Annotated in this window: 16 protein-coding genes and 7 pseudogenes; 10 read left to right on the top strand and 13 right to left on the bottom strand. The window is 65.6% G+C overall.

The features are described 5' to 3' along the window. Nucleotide 1: 1 nt before the first annotated feature. Nucleotides 2-217: a hypothetical protein gene (locus G4G28_RS26970; protein WP_229425706.1), complete on the bottom strand. Its 216-nt coding sequence runs from the start codon at nt 215-217 to the stop codon at nt 2-4. A gap of 6 nt (nt 218-223) precedes the next feature. Between G4G28_RS26970 and queG the strand changes: the two are divergent. Beyond that, a pseudogene (gene queG, locus G4G28_RS21050) lies at nt 224-1,159 on the top strand (tRNA epoxyqueuosine(34) reductase QueG). A gap of 44 nt (nt 1,160-1,203) precedes the next feature. Here the strand turns inward: queG and G4G28_RS21045 are convergent. From G4G28_RS21045 to G4G28_RS21035, 3 genes are all read right to left on the bottom strand, one after another. Next, nucleotides 1,204-1,584 (bottom strand): DUF3052 family protein, encoded by a 381-nt coding sequence (locus G4G28_RS21045; protein WP_182989792.1) that lies wholly within the window; start codon nt 1,582-1,584, stop codon nt 1,204-1,206. 453 nt (nt 1,585-2,037) lie between these two features. After that, on the bottom strand, nt 2,038-2,619 hold the full coding sequence (locus tag G4G28_RS21040) for a response regulator transcription factor (RefSeq protein ID WP_182989791.1): 582 nt from the start codon (nt 2,617-2,619) through the stop codon (nt 2,038-2,040). An 18-nt stretch (nt 2,620-2,637) separates the two neighbouring features. Continuing rightward, complete coding sequence (locus G4G28_RS21035) at nt 2,638-4,629, bottom strand: sensor histidine kinase (RefSeq protein WP_183107800.1); 1,992 nt, start codon at nt 4,627-4,629, stop codon at nt 2,638-2,640. Between the two features lie 156 nt (nt 4,630-4,785). Here G4G28_RS21035 and G4G28_RS21030 point away from each other — a divergent pair, with 156 nt between their 5' ends. The 3 genes from G4G28_RS21030 (at nt 4,786) to G4G28_RS21020 (ending at nt 7,749) form a co-directional block, all read left to right on the top strand. Beyond that, complete coding sequence (locus G4G28_RS21030; RefSeq protein ID WP_182989790.1) at nt 4,786-5,778, top strand: TRAP transporter substrate-binding protein; 993 nt, start codon at nt 4,786-4,788, stop codon at nt 5,776-5,778. Nucleotides 5,779-5,893: 115 nt separating this feature from the next. Next, the gene (locus G4G28_RS21025; protein WP_182989789.1) at nt 5,894-6,472 is read left to right on the top strand and encodes a TRAP transporter small permease; all 579 of its coding nucleotides are present in this window, start codon (nt 5,894-5,896) and stop codon (nt 6,470-6,472) included. Continuing rightward, entirely contained in the window at nt 6,469-7,749 is a 1,281-nt protein-coding gene (locus G4G28_RS21020; RefSeq protein ID WP_182989788.1) for a TRAP transporter large permease, read from the top strand. The genes G4G28_RS21025 and G4G28_RS21020 overlap by 4 nt, the downstream gene beginning before the upstream one ends. 422 nt (nt 7,750-8,171) lie before the next feature. On the opposite strand, the pseudogene G4G28_RS29465 reads toward G4G28_RS21020, so the two are convergent. The 4 pseudogenes from G4G28_RS29465 to G4G28_RS26950 all read right to left on the bottom strand — a co-directional run. Further along, nucleotides 8,172-9,393 (bottom strand): annotated as a pseudogene (locus G4G28_RS29465) (putative bifunctional diguanylate cyclase/phosphodiesterase). Between the two features lie 161 nt (nt 9,394-9,554). After that, nucleotides 9,555-9,650 (bottom strand): annotated as a pseudogene (locus G4G28_RS26955) (hypothetical protein); the annotation flags it as partial. Between the two features lie 260 nt (nt 9,651-9,910). After that, nucleotides 9,911-10,102: pseudogene (locus tag G4G28_RS29460) on the bottom strand (hypothetical protein); the annotation flags it as partial. A 15-nt stretch (nt 10,103-10,117) separates the two neighbouring features. Further along, nucleotides 10,118-10,942 (bottom strand): annotated as a pseudogene (locus G4G28_RS26950) (substrate-binding periplasmic protein); the annotation flags it as partial. Between the two features lie 348 nt (nt 10,943-11,290). Here G4G28_RS26950 and G4G28_RS21010 point away from each other — a divergent pair. From G4G28_RS21010 to G4G28_RS21000, 3 genes are all read left to right on the top strand, one after another. Continuing rightward, the gene (locus tag G4G28_RS21010) at nt 11,291-11,815 is read left to right on the top strand and encodes a methylated-DNA--[protein]-cysteine S-methyltransferase (RefSeq protein ID WP_183107799.1); all 525 of its coding nucleotides are present in this window, start codon (nt 11,291-11,293) and stop codon (nt 11,813-11,815) included. Next, the gene (xerD, locus tag G4G28_RS21005; RefSeq protein ID WP_183107798.1) at nt 11,788-12,690 is read left to right on the top strand and encodes a site-specific tyrosine recombinase XerD; all 903 of its coding nucleotides are present in this window, start codon (nt 11,788-11,790) and stop codon (nt 12,688-12,690) included. Before G4G28_RS21010 ends, xerD begins: the two co-directional genes overlap by 28 nt. Before the next feature lie 70 nt (nt 12,691-12,760). Then, nucleotides 12,761-12,955, top strand: coding sequence for a hypothetical protein (locus G4G28_RS21000; RefSeq protein WP_182989787.1), 195 nt, complete (start codon nt 12,761-12,763; stop codon nt 12,953-12,955). 189 nt (nt 12,956-13,144) lie between these two features. Here the strand turns inward: G4G28_RS21000 and G4G28_RS20995 are convergent, their stop codons facing one another. The 3 genes and pseudogenes from G4G28_RS20995 to G4G28_RS20985 form a co-directional block, all read right to left on the bottom strand. Beyond that, nucleotides 13,145-16,267, bottom strand: coding sequence for an efflux RND transporter permease subunit (locus G4G28_RS20995; RefSeq protein WP_182989786.1), 3,123 nt, complete (start codon nt 16,265-16,267; stop codon nt 13,145-13,147). Between the two features lie 3 nt (nt 16,268-16,270). Beyond that, nucleotides 16,271-17,511: pseudogene (locus tag G4G28_RS20990) on the bottom strand (efflux RND transporter periplasmic adaptor subunit). A gap of 296 nt (nt 17,512-17,807) precedes the next feature. Then, nucleotides 17,808-18,783 (bottom strand): annotated as a pseudogene (locus G4G28_RS20985) (endonuclease/exonuclease/phosphatase family protein). 38 nt (nt 18,784-18,821) lie between these two features. Between G4G28_RS20985 and G4G28_RS20980 the strand changes: the two are divergent. The 3 genes from G4G28_RS20980 (at nt 18,822) to G4G28_RS20970 (ending at nt 20,912) form a co-directional block, all read left to right on the top strand. Then, the gene (locus G4G28_RS20980) at nt 18,822-19,313 is read left to right on the top strand and encodes an aminoacyl-tRNA deacylase (RefSeq protein ID WP_182989785.1); all 492 of its coding nucleotides are present in this window, start codon (nt 18,822-18,824) and stop codon (nt 19,311-19,313) included. Between the two features lie 77 nt (nt 19,314-19,390). Then, nucleotides 19,391-20,011: a glycerol-3-phosphate 1-O-acyltransferase PlsY gene (gene plsY / locus G4G28_RS20975; RefSeq protein WP_182989784.1), complete on the top strand. Its 621-nt coding sequence runs from the start codon at nt 19,391-19,393 to the stop codon at nt 20,009-20,011. 217 nt (nt 20,012-20,228) lie between these two features. Next, a complete protein-coding gene (locus G4G28_RS20970) occupies nt 20,229-20,912 on the top strand; it encodes a DsbA family oxidoreductase (RefSeq protein WP_182989783.1) in 684 nt (227 codons plus the stop codon). Nucleotides 20,913-21,138: 226 nt separating this feature from the next. Here G4G28_RS20970 and G4G28_RS20965 read toward each other — a convergent pair whose 3' ends face one another. Together G4G28_RS20965 and tsaD are read right to left on the bottom strand one after the other, a co-directional pair. Then, nucleotides 21,139-21,999 (bottom strand): endonuclease/exonuclease/phosphatase family protein, encoded by an 861-nt coding sequence (locus tag G4G28_RS20965; protein ID WP_182989782.1) that lies wholly within the window; start codon nt 21,997-21,999, stop codon nt 21,139-21,141. 119 nt (nt 22,000-22,118) lie between these two features. After that, nucleotides 22,119-23,159 (bottom strand): tRNA (adenosine(37)-N6)-threonylcarbamoyltransferase complex transferase subunit TsaD, encoded by a 1,041-nt coding sequence (tsaD, locus tag G4G28_RS20960; protein WP_182989781.1) that lies wholly within the window; start codon nt 23,157-23,159, stop codon nt 22,119-22,121. Between the last annotated feature and the right edge of the window lie 210 nt (nt 23,160-23,369).

The raw sequence follows: 23,369 nt of genomic DNA, 5'->3' as shown, positions 1-23,369 counted from the left end.
ATTAGAATACCGTGTTTGACGTCAAGTTACGTGGCGCGCCCGCGCTGCGATTGTCCAGTTTGCCAGTATGTCCACACCCACTCCCGACCTGCACGAACTGACGCGCGCCATCAAGGCATGGGGCCGTGAACTCGGCTTTGCCGACCTGCGCATCGCCGATGTCGACCTGGCGCACGCGGAAGCGGGCCTGCAGGCCTGGCTGGCGGCGGGTCACCATGGCGAGATGGATTATATGGCAAGCCACGGGATGAAGCGTGCCCGCCCCGCCGAGCTGGTGCCCGGCACCGTGCGCGCGATCGTGGCGCGCATGGACTATTTGCCCCTGAAGGACGGCGACTGGCGCGCGCGGGAAAGCGCCCGCCAACTGGAGCCGGGCGCGGCGGTGGTGTCGATGTATGCGCGCGGCCGCGACTACCACAGGTGTGTTACGCAATCGCCTGGCCCAGCTGGTCGAGCGCGTCAAAACGGAAATCGGCGAGTATGGCTACCGGGTGTTCACCGATTCGGCGCCGGTGATGGAATTGCCGCTCGCGGAAAAAGCGGGCCTGGGCTGGCGCGGCAAGCACACGCTGCTGCTTTCGCGCGAAGCGGGCTCGACCTTCTTCATCGGCGAGATCCTGGTCGACCTGCCGCTGCCGGTCGACGCGCCGGCCAGCGGCCACTGCGGCCATTGCAGCAACTGCATCGACGCCTGCCCGACCGGCGCCATCCTCGGCCCCGGGCGGCTGGATGCGCGCCGTTGCATTTCCTACCTGACGATCGAACTCAAGGGGCCGATTCCATTGGCCTTGCGGCCGCTGATCGGCAACCGCATCTACGGCTGCGACGATTGCCAGCTGGTCTGCCCCCACGGAACAAGTTCGCTACCCGCGCCGTCGTGCCCGATTTCGACGAGCGCAACGGCCTGGGCGAAGCGAGCCTCGTGGAATTGTTCGGGTGGGAAGAGGAGGAATTCAATCGCCGGCTGGAGGGCAGCCCGATCCGGCGCATCGGTCACGAGCGCTGGCTACGCAACCTGGCCGTCGGCCTCGGCAATGCGGCGGGCGCGCGCCGCGGCGACCCGCTCATCGTGGCGGCACTGCATGCACGCGCGCAGCACCCGTCCGCGCTGGTGCGCGAACACGTGGCGTGGGCCTTGAGCTGCCATGCCGATTCATGACGCGCCTTGCATGATGCGCGGCGCAGGCGGCACAAGCCCGAGGCTCATACTTCGATGCGTTTCGCACGCAGGGCCGACCAGTCGCCATCGATCGAGATCATCGCCACGGCGGTGATACCGTTTTCCTTCAGATAGGCGTTGATCGAGTCGCGATTGATATCAGTGGCTTTCGAGGCCGTCTGCTTCAGGTAGGCGATCCACAGGGAGCCCTTGTCGCCCAGGCGCTCCTTCGCCTGCGGCAGGTATTGCTCGAGGTCCTTGCGGTTCAGGCACCACAGCATGATCACGTCGAAGGGGCCGTCGCCTTCCTGTATCAATTCCTGCGGAAGCTGCGATACGACGGTGGGGTGCACCCCGCCGTTGATGACCTGCATCGACTTCGCATTGCGCAAAAACATCCTGTCTGCAACTGTCTTTTCGTTCATCTGCTTTCCCTAAAGAAGTTGGCATCGCACGAGCGCAGGCGGCGACGCGTTCAAGTTGATTTTACAAGCGATCCTCCAAACAGGACGTCCTGGCACGTCCTGTGCGCACCGTGGACAAACCACGTGGCCAGGTTCGGTAGCGCGTCTTGCGCTGCCTAAAAGTGCGGGGAATGGGTGCGGGAGGGATGACAAACAGGTAGGGGCGGATTCGGGGATCGCAAGAGGCTGGTTGGAGCGGTTTGCTTGGGCTTGTGGGGCTGTTGCCTGTTCTGTTCGTGGGGCCTTCAATCCGCGTGGGCACAGGTGCCCACCCTACGGGAAATTGTAGTGGCGAGCTCATGCGAACCCCGAACCAGCTAACGTGTCCCGTAGGGTGGGCATTCATGCCCACGCGGATGGAATGCGCCACGAACAGCACAGGCAACAGCCCCACCAGCGCGGCACCAACAGGCGCTACTTCAACAAGCCCGCCAGCTCCACCGCCGTCTTCACCTGCATCTTGTCGAAGATATGCGCCCGGTGCACCTCGACGGTCCGCATGCTGATGCCCAGCTCGTCCGCCACCACCTTGTTCATCTTGCCCGCTAAAATCAGGTCGAGCACTTCGCGTTCGCGTGCCGACAAGGTTGCCAGCCGCGCCTGTACCTGGGCCGCGCTGGCAGCCGCGCGCGAGGCGGCCAGGGCCTGGTCGACGCGGTCCATCAGCTGGTTGTCGTTGAAGGGTTTTTCGAAGAAGTCGAAGGCGCCGCGCTTGAGCGAATCGACCGCCATCGGCACGTCGCCATGGCCGGTGAGGAAGATCACGGGCAGGCGCGGCAGCAGGCCGCGGCTGATGATCTGGTCGAACACGGCGACGCCATTCATGTCGGGCATGCGCACGTCCAGCAGCACGCAGTCGCCGCCGGTGTCGGGCTCGCCCAGGCTGTCGAGGAAGGCCTGGCCGCCCGCGTGTTCGCGCACCGCCAGCCCGCGCGATTGCGCCAGCCAGGCGAGGGCGTCGCGGATTACGTCTTCGTCGTCGACGATATGCAGCATGCGGGTCTCCTGTTGGATTTATTGTAGCTCGGCGGATGCGCCCTGGCGCGGCAGGCTGAATGTGAACACGGTGCCGCCGCCCGGGTTCGGCGCATGCGTCAGGGTACCGCCATGGAACTCGATTGCGGTGCGGCAGATCGACAGGCCCATGCCCATGCCTTCGGCCTTGGTCGAGAAGAAGGGGGAAAACAGGCGCTCGGCCACATCCGGTGCAATGCCATGGCCGTGGTCGATCACCGAGACCGACACCTGGCTCGGGTCGGCGGCAGCCGCGATGCGCAGGATGCGCCGCTCCGGCGCCACCTCGGCCATCGCCTCGATGCCGTTCCTCGTCAGGTTCAGCAGCACCTGTTCCAGCATCAGGCGGTCGGCCAGCACCGGCGGCAGCTGCGGCGGCAGGTGCACCTGCAGCGCCACGTAGGATTTGCGCGCCTGCAGCTCGACGAGGGCGCGTACGCCGTCGATCACGCTCTTGATTTCCACCTGTTCGCGCTGCGGTTCGCTCTTTTTCACGAACTCGTGCACGCTCTTGATGATCTGGCCGGCGCGCTGGGCCTGCTGGCGCGCCTGTTCCAGCGCGCGGCGCAGCAGGTTTGGTTCGACCGGCACGCCACTGTCGGCGCGTTCCAGCACGTTCAGGGCGCCTGCGGTATAGCTGGAAATCGCCGCCAGCGGCTGGTTCAATTCGTGCGCCAGCATCGACGAGATCTCGCCCATGGTGGCCAGGCGGGCGCTTGCTTCCAGTTTTTCCTGCTGCTGGCGATTGAGTTCCTCGGCCTTCTTGCGGTCGGTGATGTCGAGGATGGAACTCATCCACCCGGTCTGCTCGCCGCGGCTGTCGCGCAGGGGCGCCTCGAACACGAGCACCGGCACGCGCACGCCGTCCGAGCGCTGGAACACGGTCTCGAACTGGGGCGTGGCGGTACCGGCCAGCACGGCGGCGAAACGCTCCTCGTACTCGGCCATCGCTTCCGGCGCCCAGTAGGGCATCGGCGGCTTCTTGCCCAGCAGTTCTTCCGGCGGCAATCCGACCATCTGGCAAAAGGCTTTATTGACATAGGTGACGCGTCCTTCCAGGTCGCGTGCGCGCAAGCCCGTCATCAGGGAATTCTCCATCGCCGTGCGGAAGGCCATCTGCTGGCGCAGCGCGCCCTCGGCGGCGAGGCGACGCGAGATGTGGCGCCACAAGGTAAGCAGGCTCAGCAGCAGGCCGAGGGCGAGCACGATGACAGAGCCGACCAGCAGGTTCGGCAGCAGGCGCGGCGCGCCCTTGACGCTGTCGGTGGCCAGCACGATCGAGGCGCCCGGCAGGTCGAGGGCGCGCCGGTGCGTGTAGACGCCGCGCCCGGGGCCGCCGTCGGCCCGCGATGCCACGATCGCGTCGTTACGATCGAGCAGGGAGAGGGCGTTGTCCTGCGCGAACCACCAGGGCACGGTCTCGTCCAGCAGGATCTTGAGGCTGTAGGTGGCGACGATGCTGCCTGCGTAGGTAGCTTCGCGATACAGGGGCAGGTAGTAGTCGACCAGGCCGGGCGCGTGGCTGCTTGCGCCATAGGGCTCGGTGTAGCGGCCGGTACGGGTCAGGCGCGCCATCTCGTCGGTCTCGCGGCCGATCGCGTCCAGGCTGCCCCCTGCCGGCTCGGCGCCATGGTGCGCCAGCACGCGGCCGTTCGCGTCCAGCCACAGCACGCGGCGCAGCTCGTGGCCGTTCTTGAACATCTGCGCCAGGCGCGCGCGCAATACGTCGGGTGGGGGCGGGGTGCCCACCAGGTCGGCGCCGAGCGTGGCCAGTGCCTCTTCGCTGCGCGCGAGTTCGAAGCGCAGCGTCTGTTCGACCCACAGGGTGTCGGCGATCAGCTGCTCCTGGCGCTCGTTGCTCTCCATCTGGCGCGCCTGCCAGGGCAGCCAGAGCAGCACGGCCAGGAACAGCAGCACCAGCAGCACCGGCACCAGCCAGCGCCAGGGGCGCGACAGGTGGGCACGGCGCGGCAACTTGAACGGATTTTTCATGCGCTACCGTGGATGGTTTCTCAAGCTGATGCTATTGTGGAATTCCACAATTGCAACGCGAAATGCGGGCAAGCAGACTCGCCAGCGTTGGTAAATACATCACTGCCGAATACAATACGCGATTCAACGTGATCGATAACGTCAAGGAGACAAAACATGCAGATCAAAGCGCTCGTCGCGGCTTTCGCCGTGGCCATGTCGATGAACGCCGCCTGGGCCCAGGCACCCATCGTCATCAAGTTCAGCCACGTGGTGGCCACCGATACGCCGAAAGGCCAGGCCGCCGAGCGCTTCAAGGCGCAAGCCGAGAAGCTGACGAACGGCCGCGTCAAGGTCGAAGTGTATCCGAACAGCCAGCTCTACAAGGACAAGGAAGAACTCGAAGCGCTGCAGCTGGGCGCGGTGCAGATGCTGGCGCCGTCGCTGGCGAAATTCGGCCCGCTCGGCGTGAAGGAATTCGAAGCCTTCGACCTGCCGTACATCTTCCCGTCGAAGACGGCGCTGTACTCGGTTACCGAAGGCCCGATCGGCAAGGGCCTCTTGAAAAAGCTGGAGCCGAAGGGCATCACGGGGCTGGCTTACTGGGATAACGGCTTCAAGATCATGTCGGCCAACAAGCCGCTGCATACCCCGGCCGATTTCCGCGGCCTGAAAATGCGCATCCAGTCCTCGAAGGTGCTCGACGCCCAGATGCGTGCGCTCGGCGCCAACCCGCAGGTGCTGGCCTTCTCCGAGGTCTACCAGGCGCTGCAGACCGGCGTGGTGGACGGCACCGAGAACCCGCCGTCGAACATGTACACCCAGAAGATGCACGAGGTGCAGAAGCACCTGACGGTATCGAACCACGGTTACCTGGGCTACGCCGTCATCGTCAACAAGAAGTTCTGGGACGGCCTGCCGGCCGACATCCGCGGCCAGCTCGAGCAGGCCATGCGCGATGCCACCACCTTCGAGAAAGCGATCGCCCAGCGCGACAACGACCTGGCCATGGAAGCCATCCGCAAGGCCGGCAAGACCACGATCTACAACCCGACCCCGGCCGAACAGGCACAGTGGCGCAATGCCCTGCTGCCGGTGCACAAGCAGATGGAAAGCCGCATCGGCAAGGACCTGGTGCAGGCGATCAGCCGCGAGACGGCGAAGAAGTAAGCGGTACCATCAAGCAGGCAGGCGCCGCGGCTCCCGGCGGGATCGCGGCGCCGCCATGCTCGCAGCGCAGGCGGCCCGCGCCCGCGCGGCCTGCCCATCCCATCCGAAAGACACCATGAAATACCTCGATCGACTCGAAGAGTGGATCATCGCGACCCTGATGGCGGCGGCAACGATCGTCATCTTCATCGCGGTGGTGCACCGCTACCTGTCCGGCGTGCCGATCCCGGCGATGCAGGACTTTCTCATCCAGATCAATACCAGCTGGGCCCAGGAACTGTGCATCTACATGTTCGTGTGGATGGCGAAATTCGGCGCAGCCTATGGCGTGCGCACCGGCATCCACGTCGGCGTCGACGTGCTGGTCAACCGCCTGAACGAGCGCTGGCGCGCCAAGTTCATCGTGCTCGGCCTGCTCGCTGGCGCGCTGTTTACCGGCATCGTCGGCACCCTCGGCGCCAACTTCGTCTGGCACATGTCCGAGACCGACCAGACCTCGGCCGACCTCGAATGGCCGATGTGGATCATCTACCTGGCCGTCCCGCTCGGCTCCTACCTGATGTGCTTCCGCTTCCTGCAGGTAACGGTGGGCTTCCTGCGCACCGGCGAAGTGCCGCACCATGACCATGGTCACGTCGAAGGCCTGGGCGGCCTCGATGACGACGACCTGCCGATTTCGAAAGGTGTCGTATGAACGCGGCCATCATTTTCATCCTGCTGCTGCTGTTGATGCTGACCGGGATGCCGATCTCGATCTCGCTCGGCCTCACGGTGCTCGCCTTCCTGTTCACCATGACGACGGTGCCGATCGAATCGGTGGCCCTGAAGCTCTTCACCGGCATCGAGAAGTTCGAGATCATGGCGATCCCGTTCTTCATCCTGGCCGGTAACTTCCTGACCCACGGCGGGGTGGCGCGGCGCATGATCCGCTTCGCCACCTCGATGGTCGGCCACTGGCATGGCGGCCTGGCGCTGGCCGGCGTCGTCGCCTGCGCGCTGTTTGCGGCGGTGTCGGGTTCGAGCCCGGCCACGGTGGTCGCGATCGGTTCCATCATCCTGCCGGCGATGGTCAAGCAGGGCTACCCGAAACGCTTCGGCGCCGGGGTGATTACCACTTCGGGCGCGCTCGGCATCCTGATTCCGCCTTCGATCGTGATGGTGATGTATTCGGTGACGACCAACACCTCGGTCGGCCAGCTGTTCATGGCCGGCGTGGTGCCGGGCCTGATGCTGGCTTTCCTGCTGGGCCTGACGACCTGGGTCATCGCGAAAAAGCGCGGCTACCCGCGCATGAACCGCGCCACCTGGGGCGAGCGCTGGACCGCCTTTCGCCGCAGCGCCTGGGGCCTGTTCCTGATCGTGATCGTGATGGGCGGGATCTATTCCGGCATCTTCACGCCGACGGAAGCGGCAGCGATCGCCGCCGTGTACGCCTTCATCATCGCCGTCTTCGTCTACAAGGACTTGCGCCTGGCCCAGGTCGGCAAGGTGCTGCTGGACTCGGCCGCGCTGTCGGCCATGCTGCTGTACATCATCACGAACGCCGTGCTGTTCTCGTTCCTGATGACGAGCGAAAACATCCCGCAGCAGATGGCCGGCTGGCTGACCGACCAGGGCCTGGGCGTGATCGGCTTCCTGCTGGTGGTGAACATCTTGCTCTTGCTGGCGGGTAACGTGATGGAGCCTTCGTCGATCGTGCTGATCATGGCGCCGATCCTGTTCCCGGTGGCAATGAAGCTGGGGATCGACCCGATCCACTTCGGCATCCTGATCGTGGTGAACATGGAAGTGGGCATGTGCCATCCGCCGGTGGGACTGAACCTGTACGTGGCGTCCGGCATCACGAAGATGGGCATTTCCGAGCTGACGGTGGCGGTGATGCCGTGGCTGCTGACGATGCTCGGTTTCCTGCTGCTGGTGACCTATGTACCGGCGATTTCGCTGTGGCTGCCTAACCTCATCTACAATTGATTTTCGAAAAACGTATATAAAAATCTATTCTTTTGAAGTCACAGTTGCGTTATGATGGAGCGCTGTCGGCACCCATACGGTGCACGGCGCCCGGACATCGCGTCTTGGGGAGGGCAGAGAAAAAAACGGTAGTCCATACCGGAGATCATGTGAGGAGACACACGTTCGACAGAGCCTGCGGGTACGCCTAGCGGCCGGGACGTGACCATGATTCAAGAGCGCACTTACGGTGCGCTTTTTTTTGCGTGTGCGATTTGTATTGACGCTGGCTCAACGTAGGGTGGGCACTTGTGCCCACGCGGTCGTGCGGATGATTGCCGCACTCTCGCCCGCGGCGGTATATGTACCCATCGCTGGGTGTGATGCCGCGTCCGTGCATGCGGTGAGACCGCGTGGGCACGAGTGCCCACCCTACGAAATTCTCACGCCGCCAATTCCTCCAGCGTCCTGGCATCCACCGGCCGGCTGAACAGATACCCCTGCCAGTTGTCGCAGCCGATCCCTGCCAGGAAGGAGCGCTGGGCCTCGGTTTCCACCCCTTCCGCAATGATCCCCAACCCCAGCGATTTGCCCAGCGCCACCACGCTGCGCGCGATCGAGGCGTCGTTCGGGTCGTCCAGCACGTCGCGTACGAAGCTCTGGTCGATTTTCAGCTGGTCGAGCGGCAGGCGCTTGAGGTAGCTGAGCGAGGAGTAGCCGGTGCCGAAGTCGTCGAGCGAGAAGCGGATGCCGTGCTCGCGCAGGGCGCGCATTTTGCCGATGGTTTCCTCGACGCCTTCGATCATCAGGGTCTCCGTCAGCTCGAGCTTCAGGCGCGCCGGGTCGGCGCCGCTCTCGTGCAGGATGGCCAGGGTCTCGGCCACGAAATCGGGCTGCAGGAACTGGCGCACGCTGACGTTCACGGCCGGGGTGAGGTGGGCGGTGGCGGGCGCGGCGGCCCACAGCGCCAGTTGCTGGCAGGCGGTGCGCAGCACCCAGCGGCCCAGCGGCAGGATCAGGCCGGAAGTTTCGGCAATCGCAATGAAGCCGGCCGGGCCGACCAGCCCACGCTGCGGATGCTGCCAGCGCACCAGCGCCTCGGCCCCCGTGAGCGTGCCGCGGCCGTCGACCTGGCCCCGGTAGTGCAGCACGAACTGGGAACCGAGCAGGGCGGCACGCAGCTCGGATTCGACCACGGTGCGGTAGGTGACTTCCAGCTCCATCGACGGCTCGAACAGGCGCAGCGTATTGCGGCCATGGCGCTTGGCTTCGTACATCGCCAGGTCGCCGCGGCGCATCAGGTCGTCCAGCTGCTGCTCCTGGCCGCTGCACAGGGTGATGCCGATGCTGCAGGTGGCATGGTAGATGGCGCCGGCTACCTCGAAAGGCTCGCGCAGCGCGGCCAGGATTTTTTCGCCGACCGTTTCGGCGTGGCGCTGCGCTTCCGCGTCATCGGCGCCCACCGCTTCGAGCAGGATCACGAATTCGTCTCCGCCCAGGCGCGCCACGGTATCGCTCGCGCGCGCAGGTCTGCAGGCGCGCGGCCACCTGCTGCAGCAAATGGTCGCCAACGACATGGCCGCGGCTGTCGTTGAGGTCCTTGAAATTGTCCATGTCGAGGAAGAGCAGGGCGCCGACGCGCCCGTTGCGCCCGTGCTGGCGCAGGCAGTGGCCCAGGCGCTCGTAGAGCAGGCGCGGTTCGGCAGGCTGGTGAGCGGATCGAAGTAGGCCAGCTGGACGATCTGCTCGTCGGCCTGCTTCTGCGCGCTGATGTCGGACTGGGTGCAGACGAAGTTGGTCAGCACCCCGGCGGCGTCGCGCACCGCACTCACCGTCAGCCAGGCCGGATAGGCCTCGCCGTTGCGGCGCCGCGTCCAGACCTCACCCTGCCAGCTGCGGTCGGCGCGCACGGCATCCCACATGCGTTCGCGGTAGTCCTCGCCCTCCTGGGCCAGCGAAAGGCGGGGAGGGGCGTGCCGGCAAGCTCCTGCGGCGGGCAGCCGTGCAGGCGGCCAAAGGCCTCGTTGGCCTCGACGATCAGCGCGTCCGGCCCCAGCACGCACATGCCTTCGCCCGACTGGAACACGATGGCGGCGATGCGCAGCGATTCCTCGGCCTGCTTGCTGGGGGTGATGTTGGTGGTGATGCCGCACAGGCCATACACCTCTTCGCCGCGTACCAGCGGAAGCTTGGTGGTGTGGTAGATCCCGTCGCCGATGCGTTCTTCCGAGACGAAGCGCTGGTGCTCCTCGAACACGGCCAGGTCGCCGGCGCGCGTCATGCGTGCCATTTCCGGCCCGAACAGGGTGTCGTCACCCTGGCCGATGATGCAGCGCGCCGGGCGGTTCAGCAGGCGGCATACGGCGCCGTTCACGTACTGGTAACGCGAATCCCGGTCCTTGATGTAGATGAGGCTATCGACGCTGTCGAGGATGGTGGTGAGCTTCTGCTCGTTCTCGCGCAGTTCGCGCGTGCGCACGGCAACCTCGGTGCGCAGCCAGCTGGCCACGGCCAGGGCCGACAACAGCAGGCCCACCGTGGCCGCCAGCACCCACCACAAGAGCGGCGGCATGGCGCCCGGTTCGCCGGCGGCCTGCCAGCGCCGCAGGGTGGCGAAGTAGGCGGAATGCGGGTCCTGGGTCCAGGTCTCGAGGTGGCGGTCGATGGCCTCGAGTACGGCCGCATGGCGTCCCGGGGTAGCGGCATAGAACAGCCGCGCCGGCTGGAACACGACCGGCGTGGCCTCGAAGCGGTGCGCCTTGGCCTCGATCTCGCCGAAGAAGTGGTTGGCGGCGACCGCGTCGGCATCGCCCGCTTCGACCATGTCGAACGCGCCTTCCAGCGAGGCGGCGGGCAGCAGGACCGCGCCGGCGCCGTAGCTGGCCAGCAGCGCGGGCAGGTTGTGGGCCTGGACCGAGCCGGCCAGCACGGCGATGCGGCGCCCCTTCAGGTCGGGCAGGGAACGGATGCCGCTGCCCCGGCGCGCATACACCTGCGACCAGCTGTGCAGCGCCGGCACGCGGTGGAAGGCGAAGCGCTGCGCCCGCTCTTCGGACCAGGCGACGTCGGGCAACAGGTCGATGCGCCCCGCAGCGAGGGCGTCGAGGCAGGCCGTCCATTCGCAGGGCACGAACTCGAGCGTCCAGTGTTCGGCGCTGGCGAGGTCGCGCAGCAGGTCGACCAGGATGCCGGAAGCCTGGCCATCTTCGCCCATGAATACCTTGGGGGCGTTCGAATGGATGCCGACCCGCAGCGCCGTGCGCGGCTGCGCGCCGGCCTGGGCCAGGCAGCCCAGCAGGAACAGGAAAGCCAGAATGCGGGTGACACGCGGCATAGGGTCGGCTCCGGTATGGAGCGCCTGACCGATCGCGGCGGCGGCATGCGGCGCTGCGCTTGCAGACCCTGTGCAAGCGTGCGCACGCATGCGCCTTGTCCCGATACCGTTTTCAGGCGTACTCGCCCACAGCATAGACGTTTTTGCGCGACACAGCCGCCACGGAAGAGTAATTGCTCAGGCGAAAAAGTGGTGGTGGAGGCCGCGCGCGAGGAGTAAACTGCGGGGATGAGCACACAACAAGGCAGCGAGCTGTTTTCCGCCATCGTGGCGGCCCCGTTCGGCGCGATCGGCGTCCGCACCGAAGGCGAGCGGCTGCGCGAGCTGGTCTACCTGCAGCCGCGCTTCGAGGAAAAGTCAGCCGAGAACGCGACGGCGGAAGCGGCCGCGCGCCAGGTCGAAGCCTACCTGCGCGACCCGGACTTCCGTTTCGAGCTGCCGCTGTTCGAGGCCGGCAGCGCCTTCCAGAAACGCGTGTGGGACGCGATCAGCGCGATCCCGCGCGGTACCGTTCGCACCTACGGCAACATCGCCAAGGAAATTGGCTCGGCCCCACGCGCGGTCGGCCAGGCCTGCGGCGCCAACTGGTTCCCGCTCGTCATCCCCTGCCACCGCGTGACGGCGGCCGCGGGACTGGGCGGCTTTGCCAGCAACGACGACGAGAACGGTTTTCACCTGTCGGTCAAGCGCTGGCTGCTGCGTCACGAAGGCGCCACCGCATCCCCATGGCAGCAGCAGTCGATCTGGGATTGATCGACGAGTTCTGCGACACGCTATGGCTCGAGCAGGGCCTGGCGAAGAACTCGCTCGACGCCTACCGCCGCGACCTGCGCCTGTTCGCCGGCTGGCTGGAAAGCAAGCGTCCCGGACGCGGCCTGCTGGCGGCCGCCGCACCGGACCTGGCCGCCTATTTCGCCGAACGCCACCCTGACACCAAGCCGAGCACGGCGAACCGGCGGCTGTCGGTGCTAAAGCGCTTCTACCAGCTGGCGCTGCGGCGCGGCCAGGTGGCCGAAGACCCCTGCCTGAACATGGCCAGCGCGCGCCAGCCGACCCGCTTCGTGCACACGCTCAGCGAGTCCCAGGTCGAGGCGCTGCTGGCGGCGCCCGACGTGTCGACCCCGCTCGGCCTGCGCGAGCGCACCATGCTCGAACTGATGTACGCGAGCGGCTTGCGCGTATCGGAACTGGTGGCCTTGAAAGTGGTCGAACTCAGCCTGAACGATGGCGTGCTGCGCATTACCGGCAAGGGGGCGAAGACGCGCCTGGTACCCTTCGGCGAAGAGGCGCGCACCTGGATCGAGCGCTACCTGAAGGATGCGCGCGGCATCATCCTGAACGGCCAGGTCGACGACGCCCTGTTCGTGACCGGCAGGGGCGGGCCGATGACGCGCCAGATGTTCTGGATCCTGATCAAGAAGCATGCATTGAAGGCGGGCATCAAGGCGCCGCTGTCGCCGCACACGCTGCGCCATGCATTCGCCACCCACCTGCTGAACCATGGCGCCGACCTGCGCGTGGTGCAATTACTGCTGGGCCATTCGGACATTTCGACCACACAGATCTACACCCATGTTGCGCGCGAGCGCCTGAAGCACCTGCATGCGCGCCACCATCCACGGGGTTAATTCAAATGCCGCAAGCTTAACTGGCGCATAATAGTCGCGCACTACTCCTTTCAAGTCACAAGAGGTAATCATGGCCAAAACCAACTTTTCGTACGAGAAGCGGCAACGGGAACTGGAAAAGAAACGCAAGGCGGAAGAAAAAGCCAGGCGCAAGGCGGAAGCAAAAAACAATCCGCAGGGGGCTGGCGTAGAGCAGGGTGAAGAGGGAGGGGACGAGGACGAGGCCGAGGTGAGTGCGGATGCGCAGGAGACGCAAACGCCGTAGGGTAGGCGGCTACACCGGGCGCGGTGCGGTCCTGCGGCCTCCGCGCCGCCTACGCGTTCAGCTCAAGCATGCACTGCGGCGACAGTGCCCACCCTACGTTCTGAATGACGATAACGCGCCGCAGTGTTCGCTTCGAAGGAAGCCAACACTGCGGCGCGTTCGGCGTGGGCACGGGGCGCCCACCCTACGTCAAGCCGACTCTTTCGCCATGATCGGCGCGATGTCGCTTCCCACCTCCTCATGCCCCTTGGCAAACCAGCGCCGTGCGCGCTTGCCGAAGCTGTCGAGGTAGCTGTAGGCCACCGGCACCACTACCAGCGTCAAGAGGGTTGACGTGATCACGCCGCCGATCACCGCGCGGCCCATCGGTGCCTGGGTTTCGCCGCCGTCGCCGGCGCCGATCGCCATCGGCAGCATGCCGAAGATCATCGCCAGCGTCGTCATCAGGATCGGCCGCAGGCGTACTTGCCCCGCTTCCAGGATGGCCGCGAACTGGGCTTTGCCCTCGCGCTGGCCGTGGTTGGCGAAGTCCACCAGCAGGATCGCGTTCTTCGTCACCAGGCCCATCAGCATCACCACGCCGATCACCGAGAACACGTTCAGCGTGGTGCCCGTCGCCAGGAGCGCAATCAGCACGCCGATGAGCGACATCGGCAGCGACATCATGATGGCGATCGGCTGCAGGAAGGAGCCGAACTGGGAGGCCAGCACCAGGTAGATGAAGATGATGGCAATGACGATGGCCGAGCCGAAGTTGGCCATCGTTTCCGCCATCTGCTGGGCGTCGCCGCCGACGTCGAAGCGCACGCCTTCGGGCAGTTCGATCGATTTCATCGCCTTGTCGATGTCGCTGTTGACGTCGCCCGACGGGCGGCCTTCCACACCGGCGTAGATCGCCACGCGGCGCTCCAGGGCCTGGCGCTTGAGCACCTGCGGGCTGAACGAAGGCACGAACTCGACCACCTGGCGCAGCGGCACCATGATCGGGTTGCCGGCGGCGTCGACCTTGTTCGAGGCCAGCGACAGGTCGGCCAAATCCGCCACCTTCTGGCGGCCACTCCTCGGCAACTGCACGTTGACTTCATAGTTCTGGCCGTCCGGTGCCAGCCAGTGGCTGATCTGGTCGCCGCCGACGAAAGGACGCAGCGCCGCGCCGATCTGCTGCACCGACAAACCGAGATCGCTTGCCAGTTCATTGTTGATCTTGATGACGGTCGCCGGATTCGCGCCTTCCTGGCTGTATTCAAGGTCGGCCACGCCCTTGATCGCCCGCATCTTGTCCATCAGCTTGTGAGCGACCGCATCGAGCTTGGCCTCGTCGCGGCCGAGAATCGCGATGAAGATCGGCTTGTTACCGACCGACATCGTGATGCCCGCAATCGAGGACAAGCGTGCGCGAATCACCGATTCCATCTCTTCCTGCGAACGGCGGTGCGTCTTTTTCACATCGGTGAGTTTCAGGATGACATGGGCATTGTTGTGGCCTTCGTCCTGGCCGATGTTGCTGCTGATCGCCTCGATTTCCGGATAGCTGCGCAGCACGTCCTCCACCTGCTTCACCTTGCCGTCGGTGTAGGCCAGGCTCGATCCGACCGGGGTCTTGAACTGCATCTCGATGAAGCCGTTGTCGGTTTTCGGGGCGAACTCGCCGCCGATCATCGGCACCAGCATCAGGCTGCCGGCGAAGATGCCGAAGGCCAGCGCCAGGGTGGTCTTGCGCCAGCGCAGGGCCAGCGCCAGCACCTGGCCATACCAGCCGTGCACGTGCTCGATACCGACCTCGATCTTCGCCATGATGCGTCCCAGCCAGGGGGCGTACTTGAAGCGGTCCTTTACCGGATCCGGCCACACCGAGGACAGCATCGGGTCGAGCGTGAAGCTCACGAACAGCGACACCAGCACCGCCACGGCCACGGTCACGCCGAACTGCAGGAAGAAGCGGCCGATGAGGCCATCCATGAAGGCGATCGGCACGAACACGGCGACGATCGCGAAGGTCGTGGCCATCACGGCCAGGCCGATCTCGCTCGTGCCTTCCTCGGCGGCGCGCAGGTGGCTCTTGCCCATGCCCAGGTGGCGCACGATGTTCTCGCGCACGACGATGGCGTCATCGATCAGGAGGCCAATGCACAAGGAAAGGGCCATCAGGGTCAGGAAATTCAGCGTGAAGCCGAAGTAGCGCATCGCGATGAAGGAAGCGAGCACCGAGATCGGCAGCGTCAGGCCGGTAATCACCGTGCTGCGCCAGGAGTGCAGGAACAGGAAGACGATCACCATCGTTAGCAGTGCGCCTTCGATGATGGTGCGCTTGACGTTGTCGAGCTGCTGCTGGACCGTGGTCGACTGGTCGTCCATCACGCGGAATTTCACGTCGGCCGGCATGGTCTTGCGCAGCTCCTCGACCATCTTGATGATGCCGGTGCCGACCTGCACGGTATTGGCGTCCTGCACCTTGGTGATGTCGAGCGAGACGGCGCGCACGCCGTTCACGCGCGAGATCGAGGTCTCTTCGCGTTCGCCGTCGACCACGTCGGCCACCTGCGACAGGTAGACCGGGCCGCTGGCGCGGCGTGCCACGATGATGTTGTTGAATTCGCGCGCCTCGCGCATCATGCCTTCCACCCGCACGAGGCGCTCGGCGGCGCCGTACTGCAGGTTGCCGGCCGGCAGATTGGCATTCGTGGCCTGGATCGCGCGCAGTACCTCGTCGATGCCGATGTTCTGGCTGCGCAGCTGCTCCGGTTTGACGTTCACCAGCACCTGGCGCGTGGCCATGCCCCCGGTACGCACTTCGCCCACGCCGGCCACGCTCTGCAGGCGTTTCACGATCACCTGCTCGGCCAGCGTCGACAACGCGCGCAAATCACGCCCGTTCGAGGTGACCGACAGGCGCACCACCGGCTGCTGGTTCTCGCCGTCGGCGCGGATCAGGAAGGGTTCCTTGACCTCCTTCGGGAAGGTCGGACGCACGCGCGCCACCTTGTCGCGCAGGTCCTGCATCGCCTTGTCCATGTTGGTGGCGATGTGGAATTCGACCGACACGCCGCTGCGGCCTTCCCAGGAGTTGCTGCGGATGTTCTTGATGCCGCTGACCGTGTTGATGACTTCCTCGATCGGCCGGGTGACGTCGTTCTCGACCTGCTCGGGTGAGGCGCCGGGATAGCGGGTCTCGACCCAGGCATGGGGGATATCGACGTTCGGCATGCTCTCCACGCCCAGCGTGCGGTACGAGAACAGGCCGAGCACCATCAGGCCGACCATGACCATGGTGGCGAAGACGGGGTGGCGGATGCTGACTTTGGTGATCCACATGGCTCAGTCCTTCTTCGCAAGGGAAGAAGGGGCGCGATTCGCTTCCACCGGCGCCGGGGCACCGGTTGACGCTCCCGGCAGCTTCACGGCACTGCCCGGCTTGATGCCATCGAGCGGCACCGCCAGCAGCACGGCGCCTGCGTCCAGGCCGGCGGTCACCTCGGCCAGGCCATCGTCCTCGTTGCGCATGCCCAGCTGGACCGGTTGCACCGCCACCTTGCCGCCATCGACGCGGTAGACCACGTCACGCTCGCCATCCTTGCGCAGCGCGGCCAGCGGCACGATCGGCCGCGTGGCGGTTTTCTCGGTGGTGATCTCGCCCTTGGCGAACATGCCGGCGCGCAGCAGGTTGCCGGGATTGGCCACGCTGATATACACCAGCATCGAGCGCGAGCCGGCCTCGGTGGCAGGATTGATGCGCGCCACCTTGCCGGTGAAGTCGCGCTTGTCGAAGCCGTCGACGCGGAAGCGCACTTCCTGGCCGACCTGCACGCGCGGGATGTCGGAGGCCGGCACCGGGCGTCGAGCGTCAGGTGCTCGAGGTCGACGATGCTCATGACCGGGCTGTCCGGGGACAGTTTTTCGCCGGCTTGCACGAAACGCTTGCTGACCACGCCGGACAGCGGCGCGCGGATCGCGGTGTCGTTCAGCGCGATGCGTGCCAGGTCGAGCTGGGCACGCGCGGCGTCCACCGCGGCCTGGGCCAGCTCGACGCTGTTGCGGGTCGTGTCGAAGGAGTTTTGCGAAATGTATTTCTGGTCGAGCAGGGCGCGGCTGTTGGCTTCGTTCTTCGTTGCCAATGCCAGCCGCGCGTTCGCTTCCTTGAGCATGGCCTGCTGCTGGGCGACCCTGGCGCGCGCATCGGCATCAATCAGGCGCGCGATGACCTGGCCCGCCGTCACGCTCATGCCTTCGCGCACGCCTGTTTCCAGCACCACGCCCGACACCTTCGACTTGACGGTGGCCTGGGCCAGCGGTGCGAGCGAACCCGACAGTGGCAGGCGCTGCGCCAGTTCGCGCGCTTCCACCGTCACCACGTCGTTCTGCGCCAGTTCGAAAACGGTCGGCTTGTCGTCCTTCTTGACAGCAGCGGGCGCCGGCTTGCCGCCGGCAAACGCAAACCAGCCGCCGCCGGCAAGGGCCACCACGACCAGGGCAATGGCCGGCTTGCGCCAGCGGCGCCGTGTGGAAAGAGGGGTGCTTGCGGAGGAACCCGCAGCCAGCGGCAAGGTTTCGATTTTCATGGCAGCCCTTGTTCGTATTGTTTGAGCAGGATGGAAGAGAGGGCGCGCGTGCTCCACCTTGCCAGCAAGGCGGAGCTCCGTGCGCATGGTGGGACTATATGAATTGACAAGGCTTGCCGCCATCGGAATGCGACAAAGAGTGGAATCGGGACGCTGAAGTGCAGAAAAGGCGGACGGAGCGCGGGCGCGCAGCCCGCCCGCGCCAGCTCATCAGGACGTGTGCGCGAGGGTGGCGGGCGCGCGAAGGCGCCGCGCCTCAAGGGTTGAAGGCGCGCCGGCGCGGCGCCAAAAACGGGCTACAAGCCGGCGTCCATCTGGCCGCGTGCCTCGTCGAACAGGCGGATGCGCGCCAGCACCTGGCCGTGGTCGGAGGCTTCCGGCAAGGCCAGGTCGAGGTGGTCGTTCAGGTAGAGCACTTCCAGCACCTCGCCGATGGCGCTGGGCAGGGCGGCATTGAATTCCTCGGAAACGAGGATGTGGTCGATGGTCGAGTAATGGCCTTCGTGCACGCTGGAAAAGCCCGGGTTGCGCGCATGGTCGAGCCGGCGCTGCACGCCGGTGGCGTCGTACAGGCGGTCGGCCAGCGGGGTACCGGCCCCCAGCACGATGCTGGTGGTGACGGAGTCGGCGACGTCGTTGAAGTCGCCCAGCACCACGCGCGGGCGGCGGTTGGCGCGGCCCATTTCGGTCAGCAGCACGCGCAGCGCGGCCGCCTCGGTGCCGCGCCGGATCAGCGAGCGCAGGCAGGCGAGCGCGTACAGAACCGGGTCTTCGCCGGTGTCGCCGGTGCGGTAGTCGGGGCGGCGCGACTTCAGGTGCACGACGACGACGTCGACGCGCACGTCGGGCGTGAGTTCGATCACGGCATGCAGCGGCGGCGCGGGTGAAACGGGCGGCGTCGCGGCTGCCCACGGGAAGCTCGATGCCACGCGGGAATTCGAACATCTGCATCGCCGGGGCGGCCAGCGGCAGGCGCGACACCAGCGCCACGCTGGGCGTCAGGCGCATGGCCGCCGGATCGGGATCGAAGCCGATGTGGAATGCTTCGCGGTAACGCCTGGTGCGTGCCAGGACTTCCTTCAGGGTCGCTTGCGAAAAGATCTCCTGGAAGCCGATCACGTCGGCATCGAGCAGGTCGAGCTGGTGCGCCGTCCAGTTCAGCTTGGCCTCGTATTCGGCGGGCGTCGTCGGTAGCAGGTTGTCGTACAGCTTCACGCCCGGCGGCGCCAGGTTACACACGTTAAAGGTGGCAAAGCGTATTTCTTGCTGCATAATAGAAACCCTTTATTCCAGTGTTTAGCGTATCACGCATGGCCAAGAAAGAGCACGTGTCAGAGACACCCGCTACCGGGTTCCTGCGCAAGCATGGGGTGGGTTTCTCGGAGCACCCTTATGACTATGAAGAACATGGCGGCACGGCGGTGTCGTCGCGCGCGCTGGGCGTGGCCGAACACGACGTGGTCAAGACCCTGGTCATGCAGGACGAGGCGGCGCGGCCCCTGATCGTGCTGATGCACGGCGACTGCAAGGTGTCGACCAAGGAGCTGGCGCGCCAGATTCCCTGCAAGAAGGTAAAGCCCTGCAAGCCGGAGGTGGCGCAGCGCCATTCGGGCTACCTGGTCGGAGGTACCTCTCCTTTCGGCACGCGCAAGGCGATGCCGGTCTACGTCGAGGCGAGCATCCTCGCGCTCGAAAAAATCTATATCAATGGCGGCCGCCGCGGCTACCTGGTCGGCATCGCGCCCGCCGTGTTGACGGACGTTCTGGGTGCCAAAGCCGTGCAATGTGCGCTGGCTGACTGACTAGCCGTAGGGCAACAGGCTAGTGTATATTCACGAGCCCGCCAAACGGGACCCAGCTACACATAACGAGAGACACCATGAACACACTGATCGCCGTCGTTGCCGCCTACCTGATCGGCTCGATTTCCTTTGCCGTCGTGATGAGCCGCCTGTTCGGCCTGTCCGACCCGCGCACCTACGGCTCGAAAAACCCGGGCGCCACCAATGTGCTGCGCAGCGGCAGCAAGAAGGCGGCGATTGCCACCCTGATCGGCGACGGCGCCAAGGGCTGGCTGGCGGTCTGGCTGGCGGTGACATTCGGCCCCCGTTTCGGCCTTGACGACGGCGGTATTGCCCTGGTGTCGATCGCCGTCTTCCTCGGTCACCTGTGGCCCGTGTTCTTCCGCTTCGTCGGCGGCAAGGGCGTGGCGACGGCCCTCGGCGTGCTGCTCGGCCTGAACGTCTGGCTGGGCCTGGCGACCCTGGTGACCTGGCTGGTGGTCGCCTACGCCTTCCGCTATTCCTCGCTGGCCGCCCTGATCGCTGCCATCTTTGCGCCGTTCTACTACGGCCTGCTGTTCGGCGTGGACGAGATCCTGTTCGCCGTCGTCGCCATGAGCTCGCTGCTGCTGTATCGGCACAGCACGAATATCGGCAACCTGATCGCCGGCAAGGAGTCGCGGATCGGCAGCAAGGCGGGCGGGGCGAAGAAGAAATGACGTTGGCGTGAACGTAGGGTGGGCGGGTCCCCCGTCCACGCGTTCAGCCATCGGCTGATCTGTCGCGAGGTTTCATGGGACGGTTGAACGCGTGGACGGCGCACCAGTCGCCTCGACGCTTCGTAAGCAGTGCAGCCGTCCACCCTACGCCTCGCTGTTGATTCTTGCGCAAGCATCCCCATATCCCGTAAAACCAGCGCGCCGTGCGCCGGCATTGATGAGAGAAGGTGGTGCCCCCGTGAGCAAGCAACTGAGGATTGATTTCGTGTCGGACGTGTCGTGCCCATGGTGCGCGATCGGCCTCAAGTCGCTGGAGCAGGCGCTCGAGCGCGTGGCGCCCGAGGTCAGCGCCGAGCTGCATTTCCAGCCCTTCGAGCTGAACCCGGACATGGGCCCCGAAGGCCAGGACATCGTCGAACACATCGGCGAAAAATACGGTGCCACGCTCGAGCAGCAGATCGCCTCGCGCGAACAGATTCGCCAGCGCGGCGAAGCGGTTGGTTTTTCCTTCGACATGGCGCGCCGCGGCCGCATCTACAACACCTTCGACGCCCACCGCCTGCTGCATTGGGCCGAAGGGCAGGGCCGCCAGCATGCGCTGAAACTGGCCCTGTTCGAAGCCTATTTCACCCACTGCGAAGACCCGAGCTCGCGCGAGCTGCTGGTGCGCGTGGCCGGCCAGGTGGGCCTGGACACCACCGAAGCGCAACGCATCCTCGACAGCGGCGAATACGCCGACGAAGTGCGCGAGACGGAATTGTTCTTCCAGCGCGCCGGCATCCGCTCGGTCCCGGCGGTGATCATCAACCAGCGCCACCTGATTTCGGGCGGGCAGCCGCCGGAGGTGTTCGAACGTGCGCTGCGCGAGATTGCGGCGCAAGGCGAAACGCCGCTGGTGTGATTGGCGTAGGGTAGGCGGCTAGGCTAGGAACGCGTGATCGGTGAGGGCGGGGGCGCCGCCTACGCGTTCAAACATCGTGCGAAATACCGGGCGCCTGCCTGTGCCTCATCCATGTTGCGACTTTACGTCAGGCTTCTTGCAGGGCGGCGTGGTGGCGGACATGGGTTGAACGCGTAGGCGGCGCACAAGACGACGTGGCGCACCAGTCAGGGTCGAGCCGCCTACCCTACGCCGCGCTGCTTCCCGGAATGAGCTCCATGATGACCGGCTGGTGATCCGATGCCGCCGTCTCCAGCTGCACCTCGACCGAGGCCACGCGCCGTGCCAGGTCTTCCGTCACGAAAAAATAATCGTAGCAGTCAGGCTTTTCGGGCCACGGGTAGCCGTGCAGCCCGGCGGTTGGCGCGCGCGCGTGGTCGGGATGGCGGGCGGTCCAGGCATCCACCAGTGCCGGCGCGCCGTCCGGAAGTGGCGCCACCAGCGCCTGGTAATCGGCATCGCCCGGCGCCATGTTGAAGTCGCCGCAATAGATGGCCGCGGCAGGCCGTTCGCCGAGCTGGTAGGGGGCGTCCAACTCGGGATGGACGGTGAAGCTGCGTGCGCGTGCGCTCGCTTCGGCGTGCAATTCGCGCAGGCGCTGCACCTGCGCCATGCGCTGCAGCGGCGAGTAGTACTCCAGGTGGGTGGTGACCAGGCGCAGCTTGGCGCCCGGTGCGTCGAGCACGACGTCGAGGGCGCCGCGCGGCATGCCGGGTCGGCCCGGGTCGGCCGGCCAGGGCAGCATGTGGCGCTGGACTTGCGTGATGCGGTATTTCGAGAGGATCAGGTTGCCGAACAGGCGGGGAACATTGTTGCGGTAGATTTCGCTGGGGGCGTGCTCGATCGCGTGGAAGCCGCCAAAGGCGCCGGCCAGTTGCTTGAACTGGTTGGCGGTGGCACTGCCTTCGAGTTCCGGGTGATTCGCTGCCACTTCCTGCAGGCAGATGACGTCCGGATTGAGCTTGCGTAGGACATCGATGATTGCGTGGATGCGGATGCGCCCGTCCTTCCCACAGCCCCAATGAATGTTCCAGCTTACAACGCGCATGTAGGACCTCCGAAAACTGAACCGCCCGATATTGCCATCTTTGGCAGCCGGCGGTCACACGGTAGGATCGATGTCAGCGTTGCAAGTTCACAAAATCAGGAGCCTGTTCCGGCCGTGTTTCAGGCTGCTTCGAGCTCGTCCAGCGGCCAGCGCGGCCGCACATTGAAGGCATAATCGCGCGTTGCCAGGGCAGGATTTTTCTCCAGGCGCAGGGCGCCTGCGAAGGCGATCATGGCGCCGTTATCGGTGCAGAACTCGAGTTCCGGATAGAACACGCGGAACTTGCGCTTGGCCGCTGCCGCATTCAAGGAAGCGCGCAGCTGGGCGTTGGCGCCGACGCCGCCGGCGATCACCAGGCGCTTCAGGCCCGTGTGGCGCAGCGCGTTGACGCACTTGGCGGTCAAGACCTCGACGATGGCGTCGACGAAGCCGCGTGCGATGTTCGCCTTGTCCTGTTCGCAGATGTTCGCCACCACCTTTTCCTCATGGTTCTTCACCACGGTGAGCACGGCCGTTTTGAGGCCCGAGAAGCTGAAGTTGAAGTCCTTCGTGTGCAGCATCGGACGCGGCAGGGTGTAGGCGCTGGGGTCGCCGAATTCGGCCAGGCGCGAAATTGCCGGCCCGCCCGGATAGCCCAGGCCGAGCAGCTTGGCCGATTTGTCGAAGGCTTCGCCGGCGGCGTCGTCCAGTGTCTCGCCCAGCAGCGTGTAGCGGCCGACGCCATCGACGCGCATCAGCTGGGTGTGGCCGCCCGAGACCAGGAGGGCGATGAAGGGAAAGTCCGGACGTTCGGACGCCAGCAGCGGCGAGAGCAGGTGGCCTTCCAGGTGGTGCACGCCGAGCACGGGTTTATCCAGCGCCAGCGCCAGGCTGCAGGCGACCGAGGAGCCGACCAGCAGCGCACCGGCCAGGCCCGGACCCTGGGTATAGGCGACGGCGTCGATGTCGGCCTTGGCGATGCCGGCCTTGTCGAGGGTCTGCTGGAGCAGGGGCAGGGCGCGCCGGATATGGTCGCGCGAAGCCAGTTCCGGCACCACGCCGCCATACTCCTCGTGCATGGCGACCTGCGAATGCAGGGCATGGGACAGCAGCCCGCGCTCGGTATCGTACAGAGCCAGGCCGGTTTCATCGCAGGAGGATTCGACGCCGAGAACAATCATGGGGAAAGCCGGAAGGGGGAAGCGGAATACAGCATTGTAAAGCAGGTGGACGGGTGGCGCCGGAGCGCGAGGCCGAGACCGTGGTTCGACCGGAACCGTAGGGTGGGCTCCGCCCACGCGGGATCATCGCCTAATCCGTGTCGACATGGCCGTCAAGACCGATCCCTCCGCATACCGCGGCCAGGCGTCATCGTGGTGGAGCGCGACCGT

Source organism: Massilia sp. Dwa41.01b, from assembly GCF_014171775.1.
GTDB lineage: Bacteria > Pseudomonadota > Gammaproteobacteria > Burkholderiales > Burkholderiaceae_D > Telluria.
The sequence above is the reverse complement of the archived record's forward strand: the minus strand, read 5'-3'. Positions and strand labels throughout refer to the sequence as shown.

Coding starts and splice junctions, on each gene's coding strand:
- tsaD (WP_182989781.1), bottom strand. CDS start 23,159: ATGATTGTTCTCGGCGTCGAATCCTCCTGCGATGAAACCGGCCTGGCT.
- G4G28_RS21000 (WP_182989787.1), top strand. CDS start 12,761: ATGGCCAAAACCAACTTTTCGTACGAGAAGCGGCAACGGGAACTGGAA.
- G4G28_RS21040 (WP_182989791.1), bottom strand. CDS start 2,619: ATGCTGCATATCGTCGACGACGAAGACGTAATCCGCGACGCCCTCGCC.
- G4G28_RS21025 (WP_182989789.1), top strand. CDS start 5,894: ATGAAATACCTCGATCGACTCGAAGAGTGGATCATCGCGACCCTGATG.
- G4G28_RS21035 (WP_183107800.1), bottom strand. CDS start 4,629: ATGAAAAATCCGTTCAAGTTGCCGCGCCGTGCCCACCTGTCGCGCCCC.
- G4G28_RS26970 (WP_229425706.1), bottom strand. CDS start 217: ATGGTGACCCGCCGCCAGCCAGGCCTGCAGGCCCGCTTCCGCGTGCGC.
- G4G28_RS21045 (WP_182989792.1), bottom strand. CDS start 1,584: ATGAACGAAAAGACAGTTGCAGACAGGATGTTTTTGCGCAATGCGAAG.
- plsY (WP_182989784.1), top strand. CDS start 19,391: ATGAACACACTGATCGCCGTCGTTGCCGCCTACCTGATCGGCTCGATT.
- G4G28_RS20970 (WP_182989783.1), top strand. CDS start 20,229: ATGAGAGAAGGTGGTGCCCCCGTGAGCAAGCAACTGAGGATTGATTTC.
- G4G28_RS21030 (WP_182989790.1), top strand. CDS start 4,786: ATGCAGATCAAAGCGCTCGTCGCGGCTTTCGCCGTGGCCATGTCGATG.
- G4G28_RS20980 (WP_182989785.1), top strand. CDS start 18,822: ATGGCCAAGAAAGAGCACGTGTCAGAGACACCCGCTACCGGGTTCCTG.
- G4G28_RS20965 (WP_182989782.1), bottom strand. CDS start 21,999: ATGCGCGTTGTAAGCTGGAACATTCATTGGGGCTGTGGGAAGGACGGG.
- G4G28_RS21020 (WP_182989788.1), top strand. CDS start 6,469: ATGAACGCGGCCATCATTTTCATCCTGCTGCTGCTGTTGATGCTGACC.
- xerD (WP_183107798.1), top strand. CDS start 11,788: ATGGCAGCAGCAGTCGATCTGGGATTGATCGACGAGTTCTGCGACACG.
- G4G28_RS21010 (WP_183107799.1), top strand. CDS start 11,291: ATGAGCACACAACAAGGCAGCGAGCTGTTTTCCGCCATCGTGGCGGCC.
- G4G28_RS20995 (WP_182989786.1), bottom strand. CDS start 16,267: ATGTGGATCACCAAAGTCAGCATCCGCCACCCCGTCTTCGCCACCATG.